We start from the raw sequence: 16,549 nt of genomic DNA on the forward strand, positions 1-16,549 counted from the left end.
GCTCAGGTTGGATAAGAGTTACTGAAATCGAGCAGGCCATAAATGGCAGAAACGGGAGGAAGAGTATGGTGAATTTAAAGGGAGACGAGCGGCTGGATTATTTGCTGGCGGAGGATTTACGGATTATACAGAGCCCGACGGTTTTCGCTTTTTCCCTTGATGCCGTCCTGTTGGCGAGATTTGTTTATGTTCCAATCCAAAAGGGGAATCTGATTGACTTATGCAGCGGCAATGGGGTCGTCCCGCTTTTTCTAAGTGCGAGGACGAAGGGAACGATTACAGGGGTTGAAATTCAGGAACGGCTTTATGATATGGCGGTAAGGAGTATTGAGTATAATGGCCTGGAAGACCGCCTGAGGATGATTCATGGTGATTTGAAAGATATGCCTTCCATGCTTGGCCACGGCAAGTTTGATGTGGTGACATGCAACCCGCCTTATTTTAAAACACCGCCCACGAGTGAAATTAACGAAAATGAACATTTGGCCATCGCCAGACATGAAATCATGTGCACACTAGAGGATACAATCCGGGTTTCAAGTGCGCTGGCGCGGGCCGGAGGAAAAGTCGCTTTTGTCCACAGGCCGGAACGGCTGAATGATATGATTGAGCTGATGAGAAAGTACCGCCTTGAGCCAAAGAGGATAAAGTTTGTCTATCCAAAAGAAGGCAAAGAAGCGAATACGATGTTGGTGGAAGCAGCGAAAAATGGACAGCCTGGGCTGAAAATCCTTCCTCCCCTTGTCGTTTATGACGAAAACAATGAGTACACATCTGAAGTCAGAGAGATATTATATGGAAGCAACTAAGCATTATTTTTATGTATTATTATGCAGGGACGGCAGTTATTATGGAGGCTATACAACGGACCTCGATCGGCGCATCCGGCACCATAATGAAGGAAAAGGGGCAAAATATACAAGAGGAAGAGGACCGGTTAAACTTATATTTTCGAAGGCTTTTCCTACCAAGACGGAAGCAATGCGGGAAGAGTATCGGTTTAAACGCCTTCCGCGTTTGAAAAAAGAAGAATTTTTGGCAAGTGAAAGGGGTGAGGGACTTGCAGCAGCAGAAAAGTTTTGAAAATGAAGAGTTTAAAGGTATTCTCTACCTGGTTCCGACTCCAATCGGAAATTTGGAGGATATGACTTTCAGGGCCATCCGGATACTAAAAGAAGCGGACCTGATAGCGGCTGAGGATACGAGGAATACGAAAAAGCTTTGCAACTATTTCGAAGTAGATACCCCTATTGTCAGCTATCACGAACATAATAAGGAAGCAAGTGGTTTTAAGCTGTTGGAAAAACTAAAAGAAGGGGCGAAAGTTGCCCTAGTGAGCGATGCGGGAATGCCTGCCATATCAGATCCAGGCTATGAGCTTGTTACAGGTGCGATTGAGGATGAAATTGCGGTTGTTCCGCTTCCGGGCGCCAATGCGGCTTTGCCGGCTTTGATCGCCTCTGGGCTTCCTTCCCAGCCGTTTTACTTCTATGGGTTTTTAAACCGGCAGAAGAAGGAGAAAAGAAAAGAGCTTGAAGTGTTGAAGAATCAGTTGGATACGATCATTTTATATGAATCTCCCCATCGGCTCAAAGAAACTTTGACCCTTGTTCTGGATGTTCTTGGGGATCGGAAAATTGTCCTTTGCAGGGAATTGACGAAAAAGTATGAGGAATTTATCCGGGGTACTGTTTCAGAGGCAATTGCCTGGTGCGGGAGCGGAGAAGTGCGGGGAGAATTTTGTCTAATTCTTGAAGGCGGGGAAGATAGCCCTTCAGAAGATCAAATGTGGTGGGAAGGAATGGAGATTAATGACCATGTAAACCATTATCTTTCCCATGAAAACCTGTCCTCTAAAGAGGCGATAAAAAGAGTGGCATCGGACCGTGGCGTAAGTAAAAGGGATGTTTATCGCGAATTCCATGTCGAATAAAATAGAAAGGCTTCCCCAAAATGGAGAAGCCTTTTGAAATGATAAAGTATCCGCGGATGCTTCCGCTTATCCTTACTTGCTGAATGCAGCCTGAATTTCTTTCACAAGCTGTTCCGCGCCCTCGCGGCTTAGGATTAGTTTGCCTTCTGCAAGAGAAACGTTGTCATCAGATACTTCTCCTGTAACCTGGCAAGTCATGTTTGGCTTGTACTTCTTCAGGATAATGCGCTCGTCATCAACATAGATTTCAAGAGCATCCTTTTCTGCGATGCCAAGTGTGCGCCTTAATTCGATTGGAATAACCACCCGGCCCAATTCGTCAACTTTGCGGACAATACCTGTAGATTTCATTAAAAATTTCTCCTCTCATTTTCGAAAAATAAAACAATGTTCGTCATTATTCGACAAATTTTTTAATAACTTTATAATACCAGTGTTTCCCATATCCGTCAATTAATTTCTCATTAAAAAAGTATAAACAAGTTTTGGCAACTCTGGAAAACCTATCAGTACCAATGGTTTGGGAGTTATCTAATAGATGATGGCATAAAAAGCCAACGTTTACAACTGTTTTACTAGAATAATAATTTTACTGTTAAAGTTTTATAATTCGACAAAAACAAACATAACGGTTTTAGCAAACAACTATATTATTCGATTATTGTTTTGATTTTGTAGGGATAGGGATGGAACAAATCAAACAGATGGGAGCATTATATTGCAGAATAATTGATTTTTCGGTATATTTTGGTGATAGAAGCTGAAAAGAAAAGGCAATAATGACGACTATAGCCTTTATGAATAAGCGCCTACTTTAGGAGGGATCTGGATGGGAAATAAAGATACGTTTTATCTGACTACCCCTATATATTACCCGAGCGGGAATTTGCATATAGGGCATGCTTATACGACTGTGGCCGGTGATGCAATGGCCCGGTATAAACGCCTTCGTGGCTTCGATGTCATGTATTTGACCGGAACGGATGAACACGGCCAGAAAATTCAGCGAAAGGCGGCTGAAGAAGGGCTGACTCCACAGCAATATGTTGATGGCATTGTGGCAGGAATTAAAGAACTTTGGCAAAAACTAGATATTTCTTATGATGATTTTATCAGAACTACTGAGGACAGGCACAAAAAATCGGTCGACAAGCTTTTTGCCCAGCTTGTCGAACAAGGGGATATTTACCTTGATGAATACGAGGGCTGGTACTGCACACCTTGTGAATCCTTTTATACAGACCGGCAGCTTGTGGAAGGCAACTGCCCTGATTGCGGCCGTCCAGTTGAAAAGGTCAAGGAAGAGTCCTATTTTTTCAGGATGAGCAAATATGCCGACCGGCTCCTGGCTTATTATGAAGAAAACCCTGACTTCATCCAGCCTGAGTCGCGGAAGAATGAAATGATCAATAACTTTATCAAACCAGGCCTTGAGGACCTAGCGGTTTCCAGGACAACATTTGATTGGGGAATCAAAGTGCCGGGCAATCCAAAGCATGTTATTTATGTATGGATTGACGCTTTGTCAAACTACATAACCGCCCTTGGTTATGGAAGTGATGATGATTCGAAATACCGTAAATATTGGCCGGCGGATGTCCATCTTGTGGGGAAGGAAATTGTCCGTTTCCATACCATTTACTGGCCGATCATGCTGATGGCCTTGGGACTTCCTTTGCCGAAGAAGGTTTTTGCCCATGGCTGGCTTTTGATGAAGGACGGCAAGATGTCAAAATCAAAAGGAAATGTTGTCAATCCGGTCACACTGATCGATCGATACGGCCTGGATGCGCTCAGGTATTATTTGCTGAGGGAAGTTCCTTTCGGTGCGGACGGCGTCTTTACTCCGGAAGGATTTGTGGAGAGGATCAACTTTGATTTGGCCAACGACCTTGGCAATTTGCTGAACCGTACTGTCGCGATGATTGACAGATACTTTGGCGGCGAAATTCCGGTTTACAGCGGTTCTGTGACAGCATTTGATGACAGTCTCTTGAAGATGAATAGAGAAACGGCTGAGAAATATGAGGTCGCCATGGAAAAGATGGAGTTTTCTGTCGCGCTATCAAGTGTCTGGCAGCTTGTCAGCCGTTCCAACAAGTACATTGATGAGACCCAGCCTTGGGTACTGGCTAAAGATGAGGAGCGAAAAGCTGAACTTGGTTCTGTCATGGCCCATCTCGCTGAATCCCTCCGCAGGATCGCGGTACTGCTTCAGCCATTCCTGACAAGGTCCCCGGAGAGGATTTTCAGCCAACTCGGAATTGAAACTGAATCGCTGAAGAGCTGGGACCGCCTGCGTGAATTTGGGATGATTCCAGAGGGGACAAAAGTAGCCAAGGGTGATCCGCTGTTCCCGCGCCTTGAAATAGCCGATGAGGTAGAGTTCATCAAAGGGGAAATGCAAGGGACTGCTGTGCCGGCTCAAGAAACAAAACAGGAAGAAAAGCAAGTTGAAAAGCCAGAAACTGATGAAATTTCAATCGATGAATTCATAAAAATAGATTTACGGATCGCGGAAGTCGTCCATGCCGAGCCCGTCAAGAAGGCTGATAAGCTTTTGAAGCTTCAGCTTGACCTTGGTTATGAAAAGCGCCAGGTTGTCTCAGGGATCGCCGAGTATTACAAACCCGAGGAACTGATTGGCCGGAAAGTAATCTGCGTGACCAATCTGAAGCCTGTGAAATTGCGCGGAGAACTTTCCCAGGGGATGATTCTTGCGGGGAAAACAGAGGGAACGCTTTCGCTAGCATCAGTTGATCAAACTTTGCCGAACGGAACGAAAATTAAATAAAGGGTCCTTCCCTTAAGGGAGGCCTTACTGCTAATTAAGAGCGGAACGAAAAAGGAGGGGGAATGCGTGCAGCAGGTTTATTTGCGGCGCATTCCCTTTTCCATACACGATGAAGGGATGTGGCGGTATGCTGATTGATACACATGCGCATTTGAACGCGGAACAATACAATGATGATGTAGAAGAAGTCATGGAGCGGGCAAAGAAAAACGGAGTCGAGAACATAGTCGTGGTCGGCTTTGACCGTCCAACGATTGAGAAGGCGATGGCATTGACGGATGCAAATGAGTTTATTTATGCCTGTATTGGCTGGCATCCGGTTGATGCGATTGATATGACGGATGAAGATCTTGCCTGGATTGAGGATTTATCCGCCCACCCTAAGGTGGTAGCTCTTGGTGAAATGGGCCTTGATTACCATTGGGACAAATCACCTAAAGAAATTCAAAAAGAGGTATTCAGAAAGCAGATAAGGATGGCGAAAAAAGTAAAACTACCCATTGTTATCCATAATAGGGAAGCTACTGCGGATATTGTCGAGATTTTGAAAGAGGAAGATGCGTCAGAAGTTGGGGGAATAATGCACTGCTTCAGTGGAAGTGTGGAGACAGCCAGAGAATGTGTCGATATGAACTTTTTCATTTCCCTTGGGGGGCCGGTTACCTTCAAAAATGCAAAAAAACCAAAAGAAGTAGCTGCGGAGATTCCTCTCGAATGGCTTCTCGTGGAAACAGACTGCCCTTACCTTACTCCCCACCCGCATCGCGGAAAGCGGAACGAACCGGGCTATGTCAAGCTTGTCGCTGAGGAGATTGCCAATATTAAAGGGATTTCTTTTGATGAAGTTGCTAAGGTGACAACCGAAAATGCAAAAAAATTATTCGGCATAACCTGATGCGGAAACCTGTCGAATAGGACAAAAGCTTGTCCATTTCTTTCCTAAAAACAAAAAGTTCTACACGTCTCCTTTTCTTCATAGGATAACCATGTCGATAAGTTATTCTTTGCAATTGAGGGAGGGATGTGCATAATTAGAACTACCGCCGGAAAAGTGCAAGAGTTGACAGCCGGCAATATGGTTCTATATAATCACTCCAAGAAAAGGAGGCGTTTTTCATCGGGTCTATTAACATGAAAAGCCTGTTTCCAACGTCTTTGAGTAGAAAGCAATTAATCATCTTTTTTGCGAGTTTCCTAGTTTTCTCAGTAACCCTCGGGATCCTTTTTTATGAAGGGACCAAAAAGACAGTCGCGCTTACCTTGAATGGCAAGGAGAAGCAGATTGAGACTCGGGCGGAAACTGTAGAAGACCTTTTAAGGGAATTGCAAATAAGCGTAAACTCAAATGACTATTTGTTCCCCGCGGTACATACCAAAGTGAAAAACAACCTGGAGGTCGTCTGGGAGAAAGCTAAACAGGTTGATATTGTCAAAGATGGCGAGAAAAAAACGGTATGGACAACAGCCGATACGGTTGATGAGCTCCTTAGCGAGCAGAAGATTACCCTGATTGAACAGGATTTTATTTCTGCAAAACCAGAAGCCCAAATTAGTGACAAAATGAGATTGGAAATTAATAAAGCATTCCAGATCAGCATTTTTGACGGTATGAAGAAAGAACAGAAAGTGTGGTCCACTTCGGCTACGGTCGCTGACTTTTTACAGCAGCAAGGCATTGCATTAAATAAAATGGACCGGGTTGAGCCTTCGCTCAATGATATGGTTCAGGAAAATGCCGCGATAAAAATTATTCGGGTAGAAAAAGTCACCGATGTAGTGGAAGAACCAATTAAGTTTGCTGTTGTATCCAAGAAGGATGCAAAACTGGATAAAGGAAAACAGAAGGTTGTAACCGAAGGAAAAGAAGGACTTCTTTCAAAGAAATTCGAAGTCGTCCGTGAAAATGGCAAAGAGGTTTCACGGAAGCTTATCAGTGAAAAAACGGTCCGTGCAAAACAGGATAAGGTAGTTGCAGTTGGCACGAAAGTCCTCGTGGCACAGGTATCGCGCGGCGCGGCCCCTGCAGGCGGGAAGGAATTCTATGTTTCCTCCACAGCCTACACGGCCGGATGCAATGGTTGTTCTGGCACAACAGCCACTGGCATCAATTTGCGCGCAAATCCTAATGTAAAGGTCATCGCAGTAGACCCGAGGGTTATTCCGCTTGGATCAAAGGTATATGTGGAAGGCTATGGATATGCAATAGCAGCTGATAAAGGGTCTGCTATCAAAGGTTACAAAATAGATGTCTTTTTCCCTGATCTGGCGACTGCGTATCGATGGGGAAACAAGAGAGTGAAAATCAAGGTTCTGAATTAGGTGACGGAATGCAGGGGAGTAATCCTCTGCATTTTGTTTTGCCCGCATTTTCCCCTATACTAATATTTATCATTGTTCTTTATTATTTAGACGGGAAACATTACAAAAAGGTTTCAAAACTTTTGCAAAAAGATTAATTTTTATTTAGATGTTTTCAATGGAGGAAGTATGAAGATTAAGGAAATTATTGTTGTTGAGGGAAAAGACGATACGACCGCTATTAAAAGGGCGGTTGAAGCAGATACAATCGAAACGAATGGTTCCGCGCTCAACGAGGAGACAATTGAAAAAATCATCCTTGCTAAAGAAAAACGCGGTGTCATCATTTTTACCGATCCCGATTTTCCGGGAGAAAAAATCCGCAGTGAAATCATCAGAAGAGTGCCGGGCTGCAAGCATGCCTTCCTGCCGAAGGAACAAGCAAGGGAAAAGCTTGGCCGCGGCCTTGGCGTCGAGCATGCCCACCCCGACTCTATTCGCGCTGCGCTCAGTGAAGCCCAAATGATGAATGAAGAAGCACCGGAAGAAATCACCCAGGATGACCTTGTGGATGCAGGCCTGATCGGCGGTCCGGGCGCAAGCGAAAAGAGGGCCAGGTTAGGGAAAATATTAAAAATCGGATATACAAACGGCAAGCAGCTTCATAAACGCCTAAAGATGTTCCAAATCAGCGCCCAGCAATTTGCTGAAGCTTTAAATGCCATCCAGCGGGAGGATCACCAATGACAAAAGATATAGCAACCCCAATCAGGACCAAAGAGATTCTTGAGAAATATGGATTTTCATTTAAAAAGAGCCTTGGGCAAAATTTCCTGATTGATACGAACATATTAAGGAAGATTGTAGAAGCCGCAGAAATTACCGATGAAACAGGAACGATCGAAATAGGACCGGGGATTGGCGCACTGACTGAACAGTTGGCGAAAGTGAGCAAGAAGACAGTTGCGTTTGAAATTGACCAGCGCCTGCTGCCTATTCTTGAGGATACACTCTCGCCCTATCCGAACGTAAAAGTGGTCCACAATGACTTTTTAAAGGCCGATGTCCCAGCTGTAATTGAGGAGGAATTCGGCCCGGATGCAGATCTCGTAGTTGCCGCGAATCTGCCTTACTATGTAACGACGCCGATCATCATGAAAATTCTTGAGGAGCGCTTTCCGGTCAGGGCAATTGTCGTCATGCTCCAGAAAGAAGTGGGTGACAGAATTTCGGCTAAACCAGGTTCGAAGGATTACGGGTCTTTGTCGATTGCAATTCAATATTATACCAAGGCGGAAACTGTCATGATTGTTCCGAAAACCGTCTTTGTTCCACAGCCGAATGTCGATTCAGCTGTCATCCGCCTAACTGTCAGGAAAGAGCCCGCTGTCCGTGTGAAAGACGAACAATTTTTCTTTGAAGTCACAAGGGCGAGTTTTGCGCAGCGGCGGAAAACGATCCTGAACAACCTTACAAGCCAATTGGCAAGCGGAAAGGAAAAAAAGGAAGCCATACTGGCTGCTTTGAATGAAGCGGGAGTTGAACCGTCCAGAAGGGGAGAAACCCTTTCACTCGAAGAATTCGGGCGCCTAAGTGATGCGTTATTGCCATCTTTTCGTTAACTCTTTGAATAATCAGGCCCCTGTCACCTGTTTCTTCCCATCCGCATAGCTTATGGAAGAAACCTAATGGGGTGAATTCTGTGGCTATAAAAAAGATGGATATCGTCGGCAGGCGCTCGTATAACTGCGATATTCTTTTCAGGGTAATAGACATTATCGAAAAGGATGGGCAGCAAATAGCCTATCTTTACGGAGAATATATCCGCCTCGCAGCAGATGCCCCCTATGAAGATCTCGTCCTCATGGGCCAGTCTGAGAGGCAGAAGCTGACAAATGAATACCGATCAAAGGAAGAACAATCACTAGAGCTGTTCCGCCAGGATGTATCCCTTTTGAAACAGCGCCAGGAATACCAGGCGACTGGGGGATATGCGAAACAGGCCAATTTTTTTCAAATGCCCGGCAAAGTTCTCCATCTTGACGGGGATCCATCGTATTTAAAAAAGTGCCTGGCACTTTATGAAAAAATCGGCATTCCAGTTTACGGCATTCATTGTGATGAAAAGGAAATGCCGGAAAAAATCGGCGGGCTTCTTGACTATTACCGTCCTGATATCCTGGTTGTAACAGGGCATGATGCCTATTCAAAGTCGAAAGGAAAAAAGAGCGATATCAATGCATACCGGCATTCAAAGCATTTTGTGCAGACGGTGAGGGAAGCACGCAAAAAGGTACCGCATCTAGACCAGCTCGTCATATTCGCCGGTGCTTGCCAGTCCCATTTTGAGTCACTTATAACGGCCGGGGCCAATTTTGCCAGTTCGCCATCGAGAATCAACATTCATGCGCTGGACCCTGTTTACATTGTCGCAAAAATCAGTTTCACCCCATTCATGGAAAGAATCCATGTCTGGGATGTGCTCAGAAATACTTTAACGGGCGAAAAAGGGCTTGGCGGCATTGAAACTAAGGGAGTGCTCCGGACAGGAATGCCATACCGTCCTGAATATGCGGAAGAAGGGGAATAAGCCTTTAAGACAGGGCTTATTCTTCTTTTTTTCTGCAACAAATGGGATTACATAGAAAGCCGTTAGGCAGGGCAGTCTAAGAAATGTTGAAATTTACAAGAAAAAGTAGAACGAAAAGGATTGACAATCTTTTTCTTTGACTGATATAATTTATGTTTTTTCTTTGACAAAATTATGTCAGCGTGTTATACTTTACACAGTGAGGTGGACCGAATGCCAAAAACACTTGCCGATATTAAGAAGGCTCTAGATTCAAATTTGGGTAAAAGACTTCTGCTTAAGGCCAATGGAGGACGCAGGAAGACGATCGAGCGTTCAGGAGTGCTTGCAGAGACTTACCCATCTGTATTTGTTATTGAACTGGATCAGGAAGAAAATGCATTTGAACGTGTTTCTTACAGCTATGCAGATGTACTCACAGAAACAGTGGAAATCACCTTTTATGAAGAAGCAGCAGGACGGGCAGCATTGAGCTAGATACAATTATGCAGGGCAGCGGACAAGAGGTCCGCTGTTTTTGCGTTTTCAAAAGAGTTTTTCGCTTTTTTTTCAGCTGCCCCGTTTTTTGTCAGGATAAGGCATTATCAAAAATGTCCCTAGCCTGCATACTAAGAATGCCGCATCCGCAGGAAGGGGTTGTTTTAACTTGGCAAGAAGACGGGGGATCATGTCGGACCGTTTTAAAGAGGAACTTGCAAAGGACCTTGGTTTCTATGATGTCGTTGAGAAAGAAGGATGGGGCGGCATCAGGGCACGGGATGCGGGAAACATGGTGAAGCGCGCTATTGAGCTTGCGGAGCAACAGCTGCTGCAAGGACGCGATGGATGAAGCAGCTTCCTCTGCGCAGGCTTGGAAATATTCTGATTGCGAGCAGAATCGCCTATAAAAAAATCAGCAGGCTGACAGGCGGACAGGCAAGAGACGGCTTTTTCCCGAAAAGGGAAGAGCATCTTGAAGAGCCAGGGCAAGTCTGGTTTTTGGACGAAAGGAAGCGCGGTAATGAACGGCAGGCCATTCCATTAAAATAACACATGCGGTGCGGCAGGGCGGGGACATTACCCCGCCCTTTAAATTTTTGCGCATACTTCATTAAACAGGAGTCTTATCCTATTCGATTTGTGGTAAAATAGGACAAAACTGGCCAACCGGGCGAAAAATGCGTTCCCGGGCACTGGCAACGTTAATTAACTTAGGAAGCGCCCCGCGCTTTTCTTATACAAAAGTAGGTGGACCTCAGTGAAGCTTTTAGTAAAAGCCCCAGCCAAGATAAACCTGTCGCTTGATGTACTGCGCAAACGGCCGGATGGCTATCATGAAGTAGAGATGATCATGACAACAATTGACCTGGCCGACCGCCTGGAACTGTCCCACTCGGATGATGGGCACATCAGAATTGTTTCCCAAAACCGTTATGTACCGGACGACCAACGCAACCTTGCCTATCAGGCAGCACAGCTTTTAAAGGACCGATTCCAGGTTAAACAGGGCGTAACCATTTCGATTGAAAAAACAATCCCCGTCGCGGCAGGCCTTGCAGGCGGCAGCAGTGATGCAGCAGCAGCTTTAAGAGGGCTGAATAAATTATGGAATCTGGGCCTTTCCCTTGATGATCTTGCCGAACTGGGATCCGAAATCGGCTCAGATGTCTCTTTCTGTGTATACGGAGGTACTGCCCTTGCGACTGGCAGGGGAGAAAAGATTGAGCAATTGCCGGCCCCTCCTACTTGCTGGGTCATATTGGCAAAGCCCTTCATCGGAGTATCGACAGCCGATGTCTACAGGAAGCTGGAGCTTCCAGGGATGAACCGTCCTGACACTCAGGGAATGATTGAGGCGATTCATAATAATGATTATCAGGCTGTTTGCAGAAATGTCGGCAATGTTTTGGAAGACGTTACCTTGAAGCATTATCCTGAAGTAGCACATATAAAGGACCAGATGAAAAGGTTTGGGGCGGACGCCGTCCTGATGAGCGGAAGCGGACCGACTGTTTTTGGGCTGGTCAGGCATGATTCGCGCCTTAACAGGATCTATAATGGCCTACGGGGCTTCTGCGACCAGGTTTTCGCCGTTCGGATGCTTGGCGAGCGCCATCTTGAATAAAGCCGGACAATTGTGTTACATTAAAGAAAAATATTCGGCATTTGGAGGTTTCCATGAAATTTCGGCGCAGTGAACGCTTAATTGATATGACCAATTATTTGCTTGAACGGCCCCGGGAACTGATACCGCTTACATTTTTCGCGGATCGGTATTCCTCCGCGAAATCATCAATTAGCGAGGATCTTGGGATTATTAAGGAGATTTTTGAAAACAGGGGTGTGGGAACCCTGCAGACAGTACCGGGAGCCGCTGGCGGCGTCAGGTTCCTAGTGAAGATCGGTGAAGATCAGGCAAAGGCCTTTATCGAGGAGCTTTGCGGACTGATTGCCCGGCCGGACCGGCTTCTTCCCGGAGGATATTTGTATTTGGCTGATATTCTTGGAGATCCATCCATCGTCCAGACAGCCGGCAAAATTATCGCCTCCGCGTACGCTTCGGCCAAAATTGATGTCGTTATGACAATTGCGACGAAGGGCATTCCGCTTGCCTATGCGGTCGCGACACAGCTGAATGTTCCTGTTGTTATCGTTCGGCGGGACAACAAAGTGACGGAAGGCCCGCAGGTAAGTATTAATTATGTTTCGGGGTCGGCAAAAAGAATCCAGACAATGGTTCTTTCGAAACGGAGCCTGGCTGAAGGTTCCAGGGTCCTGATTGTCGATGACTTTATGAAAGCCGGCGGTACCGTGACTGGTATGGTGAGCCTGCTGGAGGAATTCAAGGCCTCGGTTGCCGGAATTGCGGTCCTGGTCGAATCGGAGGAAATTGAAGAACGGCTTGTTGATGAATATATCTCGCTCGTTAAGCTAGCCGATGTGGATGTCAGGGAAAAGCAGATTAAAGTGATGGAAGGCAATTATTTCAGCAAAAAATGAACGGGGGAACCTTAAGTGAAAAGCATTCATACAGATAAAGCGCCAGCGGCCATCGGTCCGTATTCACAGGGCATCGTAGTGAATAACATGTTCTACAGCTCAGGCCAGATACCGTTGACGCCTGAAGGCACGCTTGTGGAAGGAGACATCACGGTACAGGCGCGCCAGGTGTTTGCCAATCTTGACGCAGTCCTGAAAGCTGCCGGAGCATCTTTTGAAACAGTGGTCAAAACAGTTGTGTTTGTGAAAAACATGGATGACTTCGCCGCCCTGAATGAGGTATATGCGGAATATTTCCCTGTACATAAACCAGCAAGATCGACTGTCGAAGTCTCAAGGCTTCCAAAAGACGTACTTGTCGAAATAGAAGTCGTCGCTCTTGTGAAGTAAGATATCCCCTGGGAGAAAAAGGGCACGAAGAATCCTTACTGACAAGGAAATCCATTTAAGATATATAGGGTGAACTTAATAATTACCCTATTTAATTAGAAAAGCTGGTTGATTGGAGCTCAGGCATGTAGACTCCTCGAAAATCCTCAATTATGCTAACGCATAATTTCGTGCGAGGATTATTCTTGGAAGCTTTCCTTGTGCTATCACATTTCCTTCGTGCATAGTCCATTCGAAGAAGCTGTTTGTCCTGCGGGATTGAGCAGCAAGGGGAGACCCCACAGGAGCTTTGCTCCGAGGAGGCTCCTAACTGCTCCTGCGCCAAAGAATATTCGGGGAAGCTTTGTTCAGCTCGTCGCAAATCCACGGGAAGCTATTTCAGGCAGCCGCTTTGATGCCCCGCGGAAAGCGAAATGCCCAGAGCGGAAATCAACCACCCCGTATCTGTCGGAATATCAATTTTATTTCAACCTATATATATAAATTACCTAATTTATACCATATTTATCAAAAGTTCACTAATTTGCCCTAATTTTTCAAAAAAGTCTCAAAATAAAGAAGGAAATACAAAACTTGTGACGAATATAGTACTTAGAATTTATTTTTCACAAGAAAAGGGTGTGAACAAATGGAAGTGACAGACGTAAGATTGCGCCGAGTAAATACAGAAGGACGAATGAGAGCGATTGCATCGATAACGCTCGACAATGAATTTGTCGTCCACGATATCCGGGTGATCGATGGCAACAATGGCCTGTTTGTAGCAATGCCAAGCAAACGGACTCCTGATGGGGAATTCCGTGACATTGCCCATCCGATCAATTCCGGTACCCGCGGAAAAATTCAGGAAGCAGTTCTGGCTGAGTATCACCGTCTTGGTGAATTGGAAGTGGAATTTGAAGAAGCTGGAGCTTCCTAGGAATATCGCATCAAGGGCCTACTTCGAAAGTCAGGCTCTTTTTTTGTTTTGCTTAAATTTCTCCCAAAGCCCCTTCATTCCCCGCACTCCACACAATGAAAAATCTGAACAATTCTTAACCATTGCTCCGTTTCCTTGAAAAAGCGGCCCATTTACGTTAATATTTTTAATTGGGTAAAGTTTAATCACAATCAGTCTGGGCATCTATCGGCTTGAGTGCGGGTAGCCATTCTGTAAGATATAAAAGGATTTGGAGGCATGGCTATGTCAAACCGTTTTGCTGTCATCCTGGCCGCAGGCCAGGGAACACGCATGAAATCTAAGCTCTATAAAGTCTTGCATCCCGTTTGCGGCAAGCCGATGGTAGAGCATGTTGTTGATGAGATTTCAAAACTATCCATCACTGACATCGTCACAATCGTCGGCCATGGAGCGGAAAAGGTACAGGCACAGCTGGGAGCCAGAAGTAAATATGCCCTTCAGGAACAGCAGCTTGGAACCGCTCATGCCGTCATGCAGGCAGCGGATGAACTTTCCGGATTGGAAGGCGTAACCTTAGTGGTGTGCGGTGACACTCCGCTGATTAGGGCAGAGACCATGGAGGCGCTTTTCCGGCACCATTCCGAACAATCTGCAAAAGCAACAATCCTCACCGCCCGAATGGAAAACCCTGCCGGTTATGGACGCGTCGTCCGGAACGCGGCCGGGCATGTTGAAAAAATCGTAGAGCATAAGGATGCCAGTGAAGCAGAACGGGCAATTACAGAAATTAACACCGGCACCTACTGTTTTGATAACAAGGCTCTATTCTCCGCTCTTAATAATGTCTCCAACGAAAACTCTCAGGGCGAGTATTATCTTCCGGATGTCATTGAGATTCTGAAGAACCAGGGTGAAACGGTTTCGGCTTATCTCACTGAAACTCCCGAGGAAACACTTGGGGTAAATGACCGCGTCGCACTTTCGGAAGCAGAGCGGATCATGAGGAAGCGGATCAATGAATCTCATATGAGAAACGGAGTCACATTGATTGATCCCGCAACCACTTATATCGGCCCGGATGTTGTGATTGGGCAGGATACCGTTCTCTATCCCGGAACAATCATCAGCGGCAGGACTGTTATAGGCCAAGAGTGCAAGATAGGGCCAAATACGGAAATTGATTCTTGTGAAGTGGGCAACCATACAGTTATAAGGCAATCGGCCGCTTTTAAAAGTTCAATTGGTTCCCATGTCAACATTGGGCCGTTCGCACATATCCGTCCGGATTCGGCTCTTGGCGATGATGTGAAAATCGGCAACTTTGTTGAAATCAAAAAAGCTGTTATGGGCAACTCGAGCAAAGCTTCCCATCTAAGCTATATTGGCGATGCGGAAGTTGGCAGCGATGTGAACGTTGGGTGCGGTTCGATAACGGTCAACTATGATGGCAAAAACAAGTTTTTGACTAAAATTGAGGATGGGGTATTCATCGGCTGCAATTCAAATCTTGTCGCCCCTGTCACAATTGGCAAAGGCGCCTATGTTGCCGCAGGATCTACCATTACCGAAAACGTCCCTCCGGAGGCTTTGTCACTGGCACGGGCCCGGCAGGTAAACAAAGAGAATTACGTTCAAAAACTGAATAGAAAGAAATAATTGGAGGCCATCATGTCAAATCAATATCTAGATCCGAAGTTAAAGTTGTTCAGCCTGAACTCGAACTATCAGCTTGCAGATGAAATCGCCAAGGTCATTGGTGTCGAACTTGGCAAATGTTCCGTCACCCGTTTCAGCGACGGAGAAATCCAAATCAATATCGAAGAGAGCATCCGGGGCTGTGATGTATATATCATTCAGTCGACCAGCGCTCCGGTCAATGAAAATATCATGGAATTGCTGATCATGATTGATGCTTTGAAACGGGCTTCCGCAAAAACAATCAATATTGTCATGCCTTATTACGGCTATGCCCGCCAGGACAGGAAAGCTCGCGCCCGCGAGCCGATTACGGCAAAGCTGGTCGCGAACCTGCTCGAGACTGCCGGTGCGACCCGTGTCATTACGCTTGATTTGCACGCGCCTCAAATCCAGGGCTTCTTCGATATTCCTATTGACCACCTCATGGGTGTGCCAATTCTTTCGGAACATTTCAGGAACAGGGATCTAAATGGCGACATCGTCATTGTTTCCCCTGACCATGGCGGAGTAACACGCGCGCGCAGGATGGCTGAACGCCTGAAAGCGCCAATTGCGATCATTGACAAGCGCAGGCCTAGGCCGAATGTTGCGGAAGTAATGAACATTGTCGGCCATATTGAAGGCAAGGTAGCTATTTTAATTGATGATATTATCGATACAGCAGGTACGATCACACTGGCTGCGAATGCGCTTGCCGAAAACGGCGCCTCGGCGGTGTATGCATGCTGCACCCATCCGGTTCTCTCAGGGCCGGCAATCGAACGTATCCAGAACTCGAATATTAAAGAGTTGGTTGTGACAAACACGATTGAGTTGAAAGACGAAAAGAAAATAGATAAGATTACTACGCTTTCAGTCGCCCCTCTTATTGGCGAAGCCATCATAAGAGTACATGAGGAACAATCTGTAAGCACATTGTTTGATTAAAAATCTGTTTGTGAGGGTCCTCCGGACGGGCAGGGCCTT

The 16,549-nt window shown here is 45.9% G+C and carries 19 protein-coding genes; 18 read left to right on the plus strand and 1 reads right to left on the minus strand.

All coding sequences use genetic code 11. The features are described from left to right. Positions 1 to 65 precede the first annotated feature (65 nt). The 3 genes from BN1002_RS21495 to rsmI are packed head-to-tail and all read left to right on the plus strand — an operon-like array spanning position 66 to position 1,933. Positions 66 to 809 (plus strand): tRNA1(Val) (adenine(37)-N6)-methyltransferase, encoded by a 744-nt coding sequence (locus BN1002_RS21495; protein ID WP_048827588.1) that lies wholly within the window; start codon positions 66 to 68, stop codon positions 807 to 809. Then, positions 796 to 1,083, plus strand: a complete 288-nt coding sequence (locus BN1002_RS21500) for a GIY-YIG nuclease family protein (RefSeq protein ID WP_048827589.1) — start codon at positions 796 to 798, stop codon at positions 1,081 to 1,083. Before BN1002_RS21495 ends, BN1002_RS21500 begins: the two co-directional genes overlap by 14 nt. After that, positions 1,061 to 1,933, plus strand: a complete 873-nt coding sequence (rsmI, locus tag BN1002_RS21505) for a 16S rRNA (cytidine(1402)-2'-O)-methyltransferase (protein ID WP_048827590.1) — start codon at positions 1,061 to 1,063, stop codon at positions 1,931 to 1,933. The genes BN1002_RS21500 and rsmI overlap by 23 nt, the downstream gene beginning before the upstream one ends. Before the next feature lie 72 nt (positions 1,934 to 2,005). Here the strand turns inward: rsmI and BN1002_RS21510 are convergent, their stop codons facing one another. Further along, positions 2,006 to 2,284, minus strand: coding sequence for an AbrB/MazE/SpoVT family DNA-binding domain-containing protein (locus BN1002_RS21510; protein WP_048827592.1), 279 nt, complete (start codon positions 2,282 to 2,284; stop codon positions 2,006 to 2,008). A gap of 478 nt (positions 2,285 to 2,762) precedes the next feature. On the opposite strand from BN1002_RS21510, the gene metG reads away from it, so the two are divergent. The 15 genes from metG to BN1002_RS21585 all read left to right on the plus strand — a co-directional run bounded on the left by metG (position 2,763) and on the right by BN1002_RS21585 (position 16,510). Further along, a complete protein-coding gene (gene metG, locus BN1002_RS21515) occupies positions 2,763 to 4,727 on the plus strand; it encodes a methionine--tRNA ligase (protein ID WP_048827593.1) in 1,965 nt (654 codons plus the stop codon). 127 nt (positions 4,728 to 4,854) lie between these two features. After that, positions 4,855 to 5,622, plus strand: a complete 768-nt coding sequence (locus tag BN1002_RS21520) for a TatD family hydrolase (protein ID WP_048827594.1) — start codon at positions 4,855 to 4,857, stop codon at positions 5,620 to 5,622. 236 nt (positions 5,623 to 5,858) lie between these two features. After that, the gene (locus BN1002_RS21525) at positions 5,859 to 7,046 is read left to right on the plus strand and encodes a G5 and 3D domain-containing protein (protein ID WP_048827595.1); all 1,188 of its coding nucleotides are present in this window, start codon (positions 5,859 to 5,861) and stop codon (positions 7,044 to 7,046) included. A gap of 168 nt (positions 7,047 to 7,214) precedes the next feature. Next, a complete protein-coding gene (gene rnmV / locus BN1002_RS21530; RefSeq protein WP_048827596.1) occupies positions 7,215 to 7,772 on the plus strand; it encodes a ribonuclease M5 in 558 nt (185 codons plus the stop codon). After that, entirely contained in the window at positions 7,769 to 8,647 is an 879-nt protein-coding gene (gene rsmA, locus BN1002_RS21535) for a 16S rRNA (adenine(1518)-N(6)/adenine(1519)-N(6))-dimethyltransferase RsmA (RefSeq protein ID WP_048827597.1), read from the plus strand. The genes rnmV and rsmA overlap by 4 nt, the downstream gene beginning before the upstream one ends. Before the next feature lie 80 nt (positions 8,648 to 8,727). Further along, a complete protein-coding gene (gene yabG / locus BN1002_RS21540; RefSeq protein WP_048827598.1) occupies positions 8,728 to 9,615 on the plus strand; it encodes a sporulation peptidase YabG in 888 nt (295 codons plus the stop codon). A gap of 213 nt (positions 9,616 to 9,828) precedes the next feature. Continuing rightward, entirely contained in the window at positions 9,829 to 10,092 is a 264-nt protein-coding gene (gene veg / locus BN1002_RS21545) for a biofilm formation stimulator Veg (protein WP_048827599.1), read from the plus strand. A 169-nt stretch (positions 10,093 to 10,261) separates the two neighbouring features. Then, on the plus strand, positions 10,262 to 10,444 hold the full coding sequence (locus BN1002_RS21550) for a small, acid-soluble spore protein, alpha/beta type (protein WP_048827600.1): 183 nt from the start codon (positions 10,262 to 10,264) through the stop codon (positions 10,442 to 10,444). Next, positions 10,441 to 10,644 carry a hypothetical protein gene (locus BN1002_RS21555; protein ID WP_048827601.1) on the plus strand — a complete coding sequence of 68 codons (204 nt, stop codon included), beginning with the start codon at positions 10,441 to 10,443 and terminating at the stop codon, positions 10,642 to 10,644. The genes BN1002_RS21550 and BN1002_RS21555 overlap by 4 nt, the downstream gene beginning before the upstream one ends. 208 nt (positions 10,645 to 10,852) lie before the next feature. Beyond that, a complete protein-coding gene (gene ispE, locus BN1002_RS21560; RefSeq protein WP_048827602.1) occupies positions 10,853 to 11,719 on the plus strand; it encodes a 4-(cytidine 5'-diphospho)-2-C-methyl-D-erythritol kinase in 867 nt (288 codons plus the stop codon). A gap of 53 nt (positions 11,720 to 11,772) precedes the next feature. Continuing rightward, positions 11,773 to 12,594 (plus strand): pur operon repressor, encoded by an 822-nt coding sequence (purR, locus tag BN1002_RS21565; protein WP_048827603.1) that lies wholly within the window; start codon positions 11,773 to 11,775, stop codon positions 12,592 to 12,594. A gap of 15 nt (positions 12,595 to 12,609) precedes the next feature. After that, positions 12,610 to 12,984, plus strand: a complete 375-nt coding sequence (locus tag BN1002_RS21570) for a RidA family protein (RefSeq protein ID WP_048827604.1) — start codon at positions 12,610 to 12,612, stop codon at positions 12,982 to 12,984. A 628-nt stretch (positions 12,985 to 13,612) separates the two neighbouring features. Then, positions 13,613 to 13,903 carry a septation regulator SpoVG gene (gene spoVG, locus BN1002_RS21575; protein WP_042453823.1) on the plus strand — a complete coding sequence of 97 codons (291 nt, stop codon included), beginning with the start codon at positions 13,613 to 13,615 and terminating at the stop codon, positions 13,901 to 13,903. Between the two features lie 264 nt (positions 13,904 to 14,167). Further along, positions 14,168 to 15,541 (plus strand): bifunctional UDP-N-acetylglucosamine diphosphorylase/glucosamine-1-phosphate N-acetyltransferase GlmU, encoded by a 1,374-nt coding sequence (glmU, locus tag BN1002_RS21580; RefSeq protein ID WP_048827605.1) that lies wholly within the window; start codon positions 14,168 to 14,170, stop codon positions 15,539 to 15,541. Positions 15,542 to 15,553: 12 nt separating this feature from the next. Then, positions 15,554 to 16,510, plus strand: coding sequence for a ribose-phosphate diphosphokinase (locus BN1002_RS21585; protein ID WP_048827606.1), 957 nt, complete (start codon positions 15,554 to 15,556; stop codon positions 16,508 to 16,510). Positions 16,511 to 16,549: the final 39 nt, after the last annotated feature.

The sequence above is a fragment of the Bacillus sp. B-jedd genome (genome assembly GCF_000821085.1).
Lineage (GTDB): Bacteria > Bacillota > Bacilli > Bacillales > Cytobacillaceae > Bacillus_D.

What these genes read in the sequence shown, in the direction of transcription:
- BN1002_RS21495 (WP_048827588.1), top strand. Translation starts at nt 66, where the DNA reads ATGGTGAATTTAAAGGGAGACGAGCGGCTGGATTATTTGCTGGCGGAG.
- BN1002_RS21500 (WP_048827589.1), top strand. Translation starts at nt 796, where the DNA reads ATGGAAGCAACTAAGCATTATTTTTATGTATTATTATGCAGGGACGGC.
- BN1002_RS21510 (WP_048827592.1), bottom strand. Translation starts at nt 2,284, where the DNA reads ATGAAATCTACAGGTATTGTCCGCAAAGTTGACGAATTGGGCCGGGTG.
- metG (WP_048827593.1), top strand. Translation starts at nt 2,763, where the DNA reads ATGGGAAATAAAGATACGTTTTATCTGACTACCCCTATATATTACCCG.
- BN1002_RS21520 (WP_048827594.1), top strand. Translation starts at nt 4,855, where the DNA reads ATGCTGATTGATACACATGCGCATTTGAACGCGGAACAATACAATGAT.
- BN1002_RS21525 (WP_048827595.1), top strand. Translation starts at nt 5,859, where the DNA reads ATGAAAAGCCTGTTTCCAACGTCTTTGAGTAGAAAGCAATTAATCATC.
- rnmV (WP_048827596.1), top strand. Translation starts at nt 7,215, where the DNA reads ATGAAGATTAAGGAAATTATTGTTGTTGAGGGAAAAGACGATACGACC.
- rsmA (WP_048827597.1), top strand. Translation starts at nt 7,769, where the DNA reads ATGACAAAAGATATAGCAACCCCAATCAGGACCAAAGAGATTCTTGAG.
- veg (WP_048827599.1), top strand. Translation starts at nt 9,829, where the DNA reads ATGCCAAAAACACTTGCCGATATTAAGAAGGCTCTAGATTCAAATTTG.
- BN1002_RS21555 (WP_048827601.1), top strand. Translation starts at nt 10,441, where the DNA reads ATGAAGCAGCTTCCTCTGCGCAGGCTTGGAAATATTCTGATTGCGAGC.
- purR (WP_048827603.1), top strand. Translation starts at nt 11,773, where the DNA reads ATGAAATTTCGGCGCAGTGAACGCTTAATTGATATGACCAATTATTTG.
- spoVG (WP_042453823.1), top strand. Translation starts at nt 13,613, where the DNA reads ATGGAAGTGACAGACGTAAGATTGCGCCGAGTAAATACAGAAGGACGA.
- glmU (WP_048827605.1), top strand. Translation starts at nt 14,168, where the DNA reads ATGTCAAACCGTTTTGCTGTCATCCTGGCCGCAGGCCAGGGAACACGC.
- BN1002_RS21585 (WP_048827606.1), top strand. Translation starts at nt 15,554, where the DNA reads ATGTCAAATCAATATCTAGATCCGAAGTTAAAGTTGTTCAGCCTGAAC.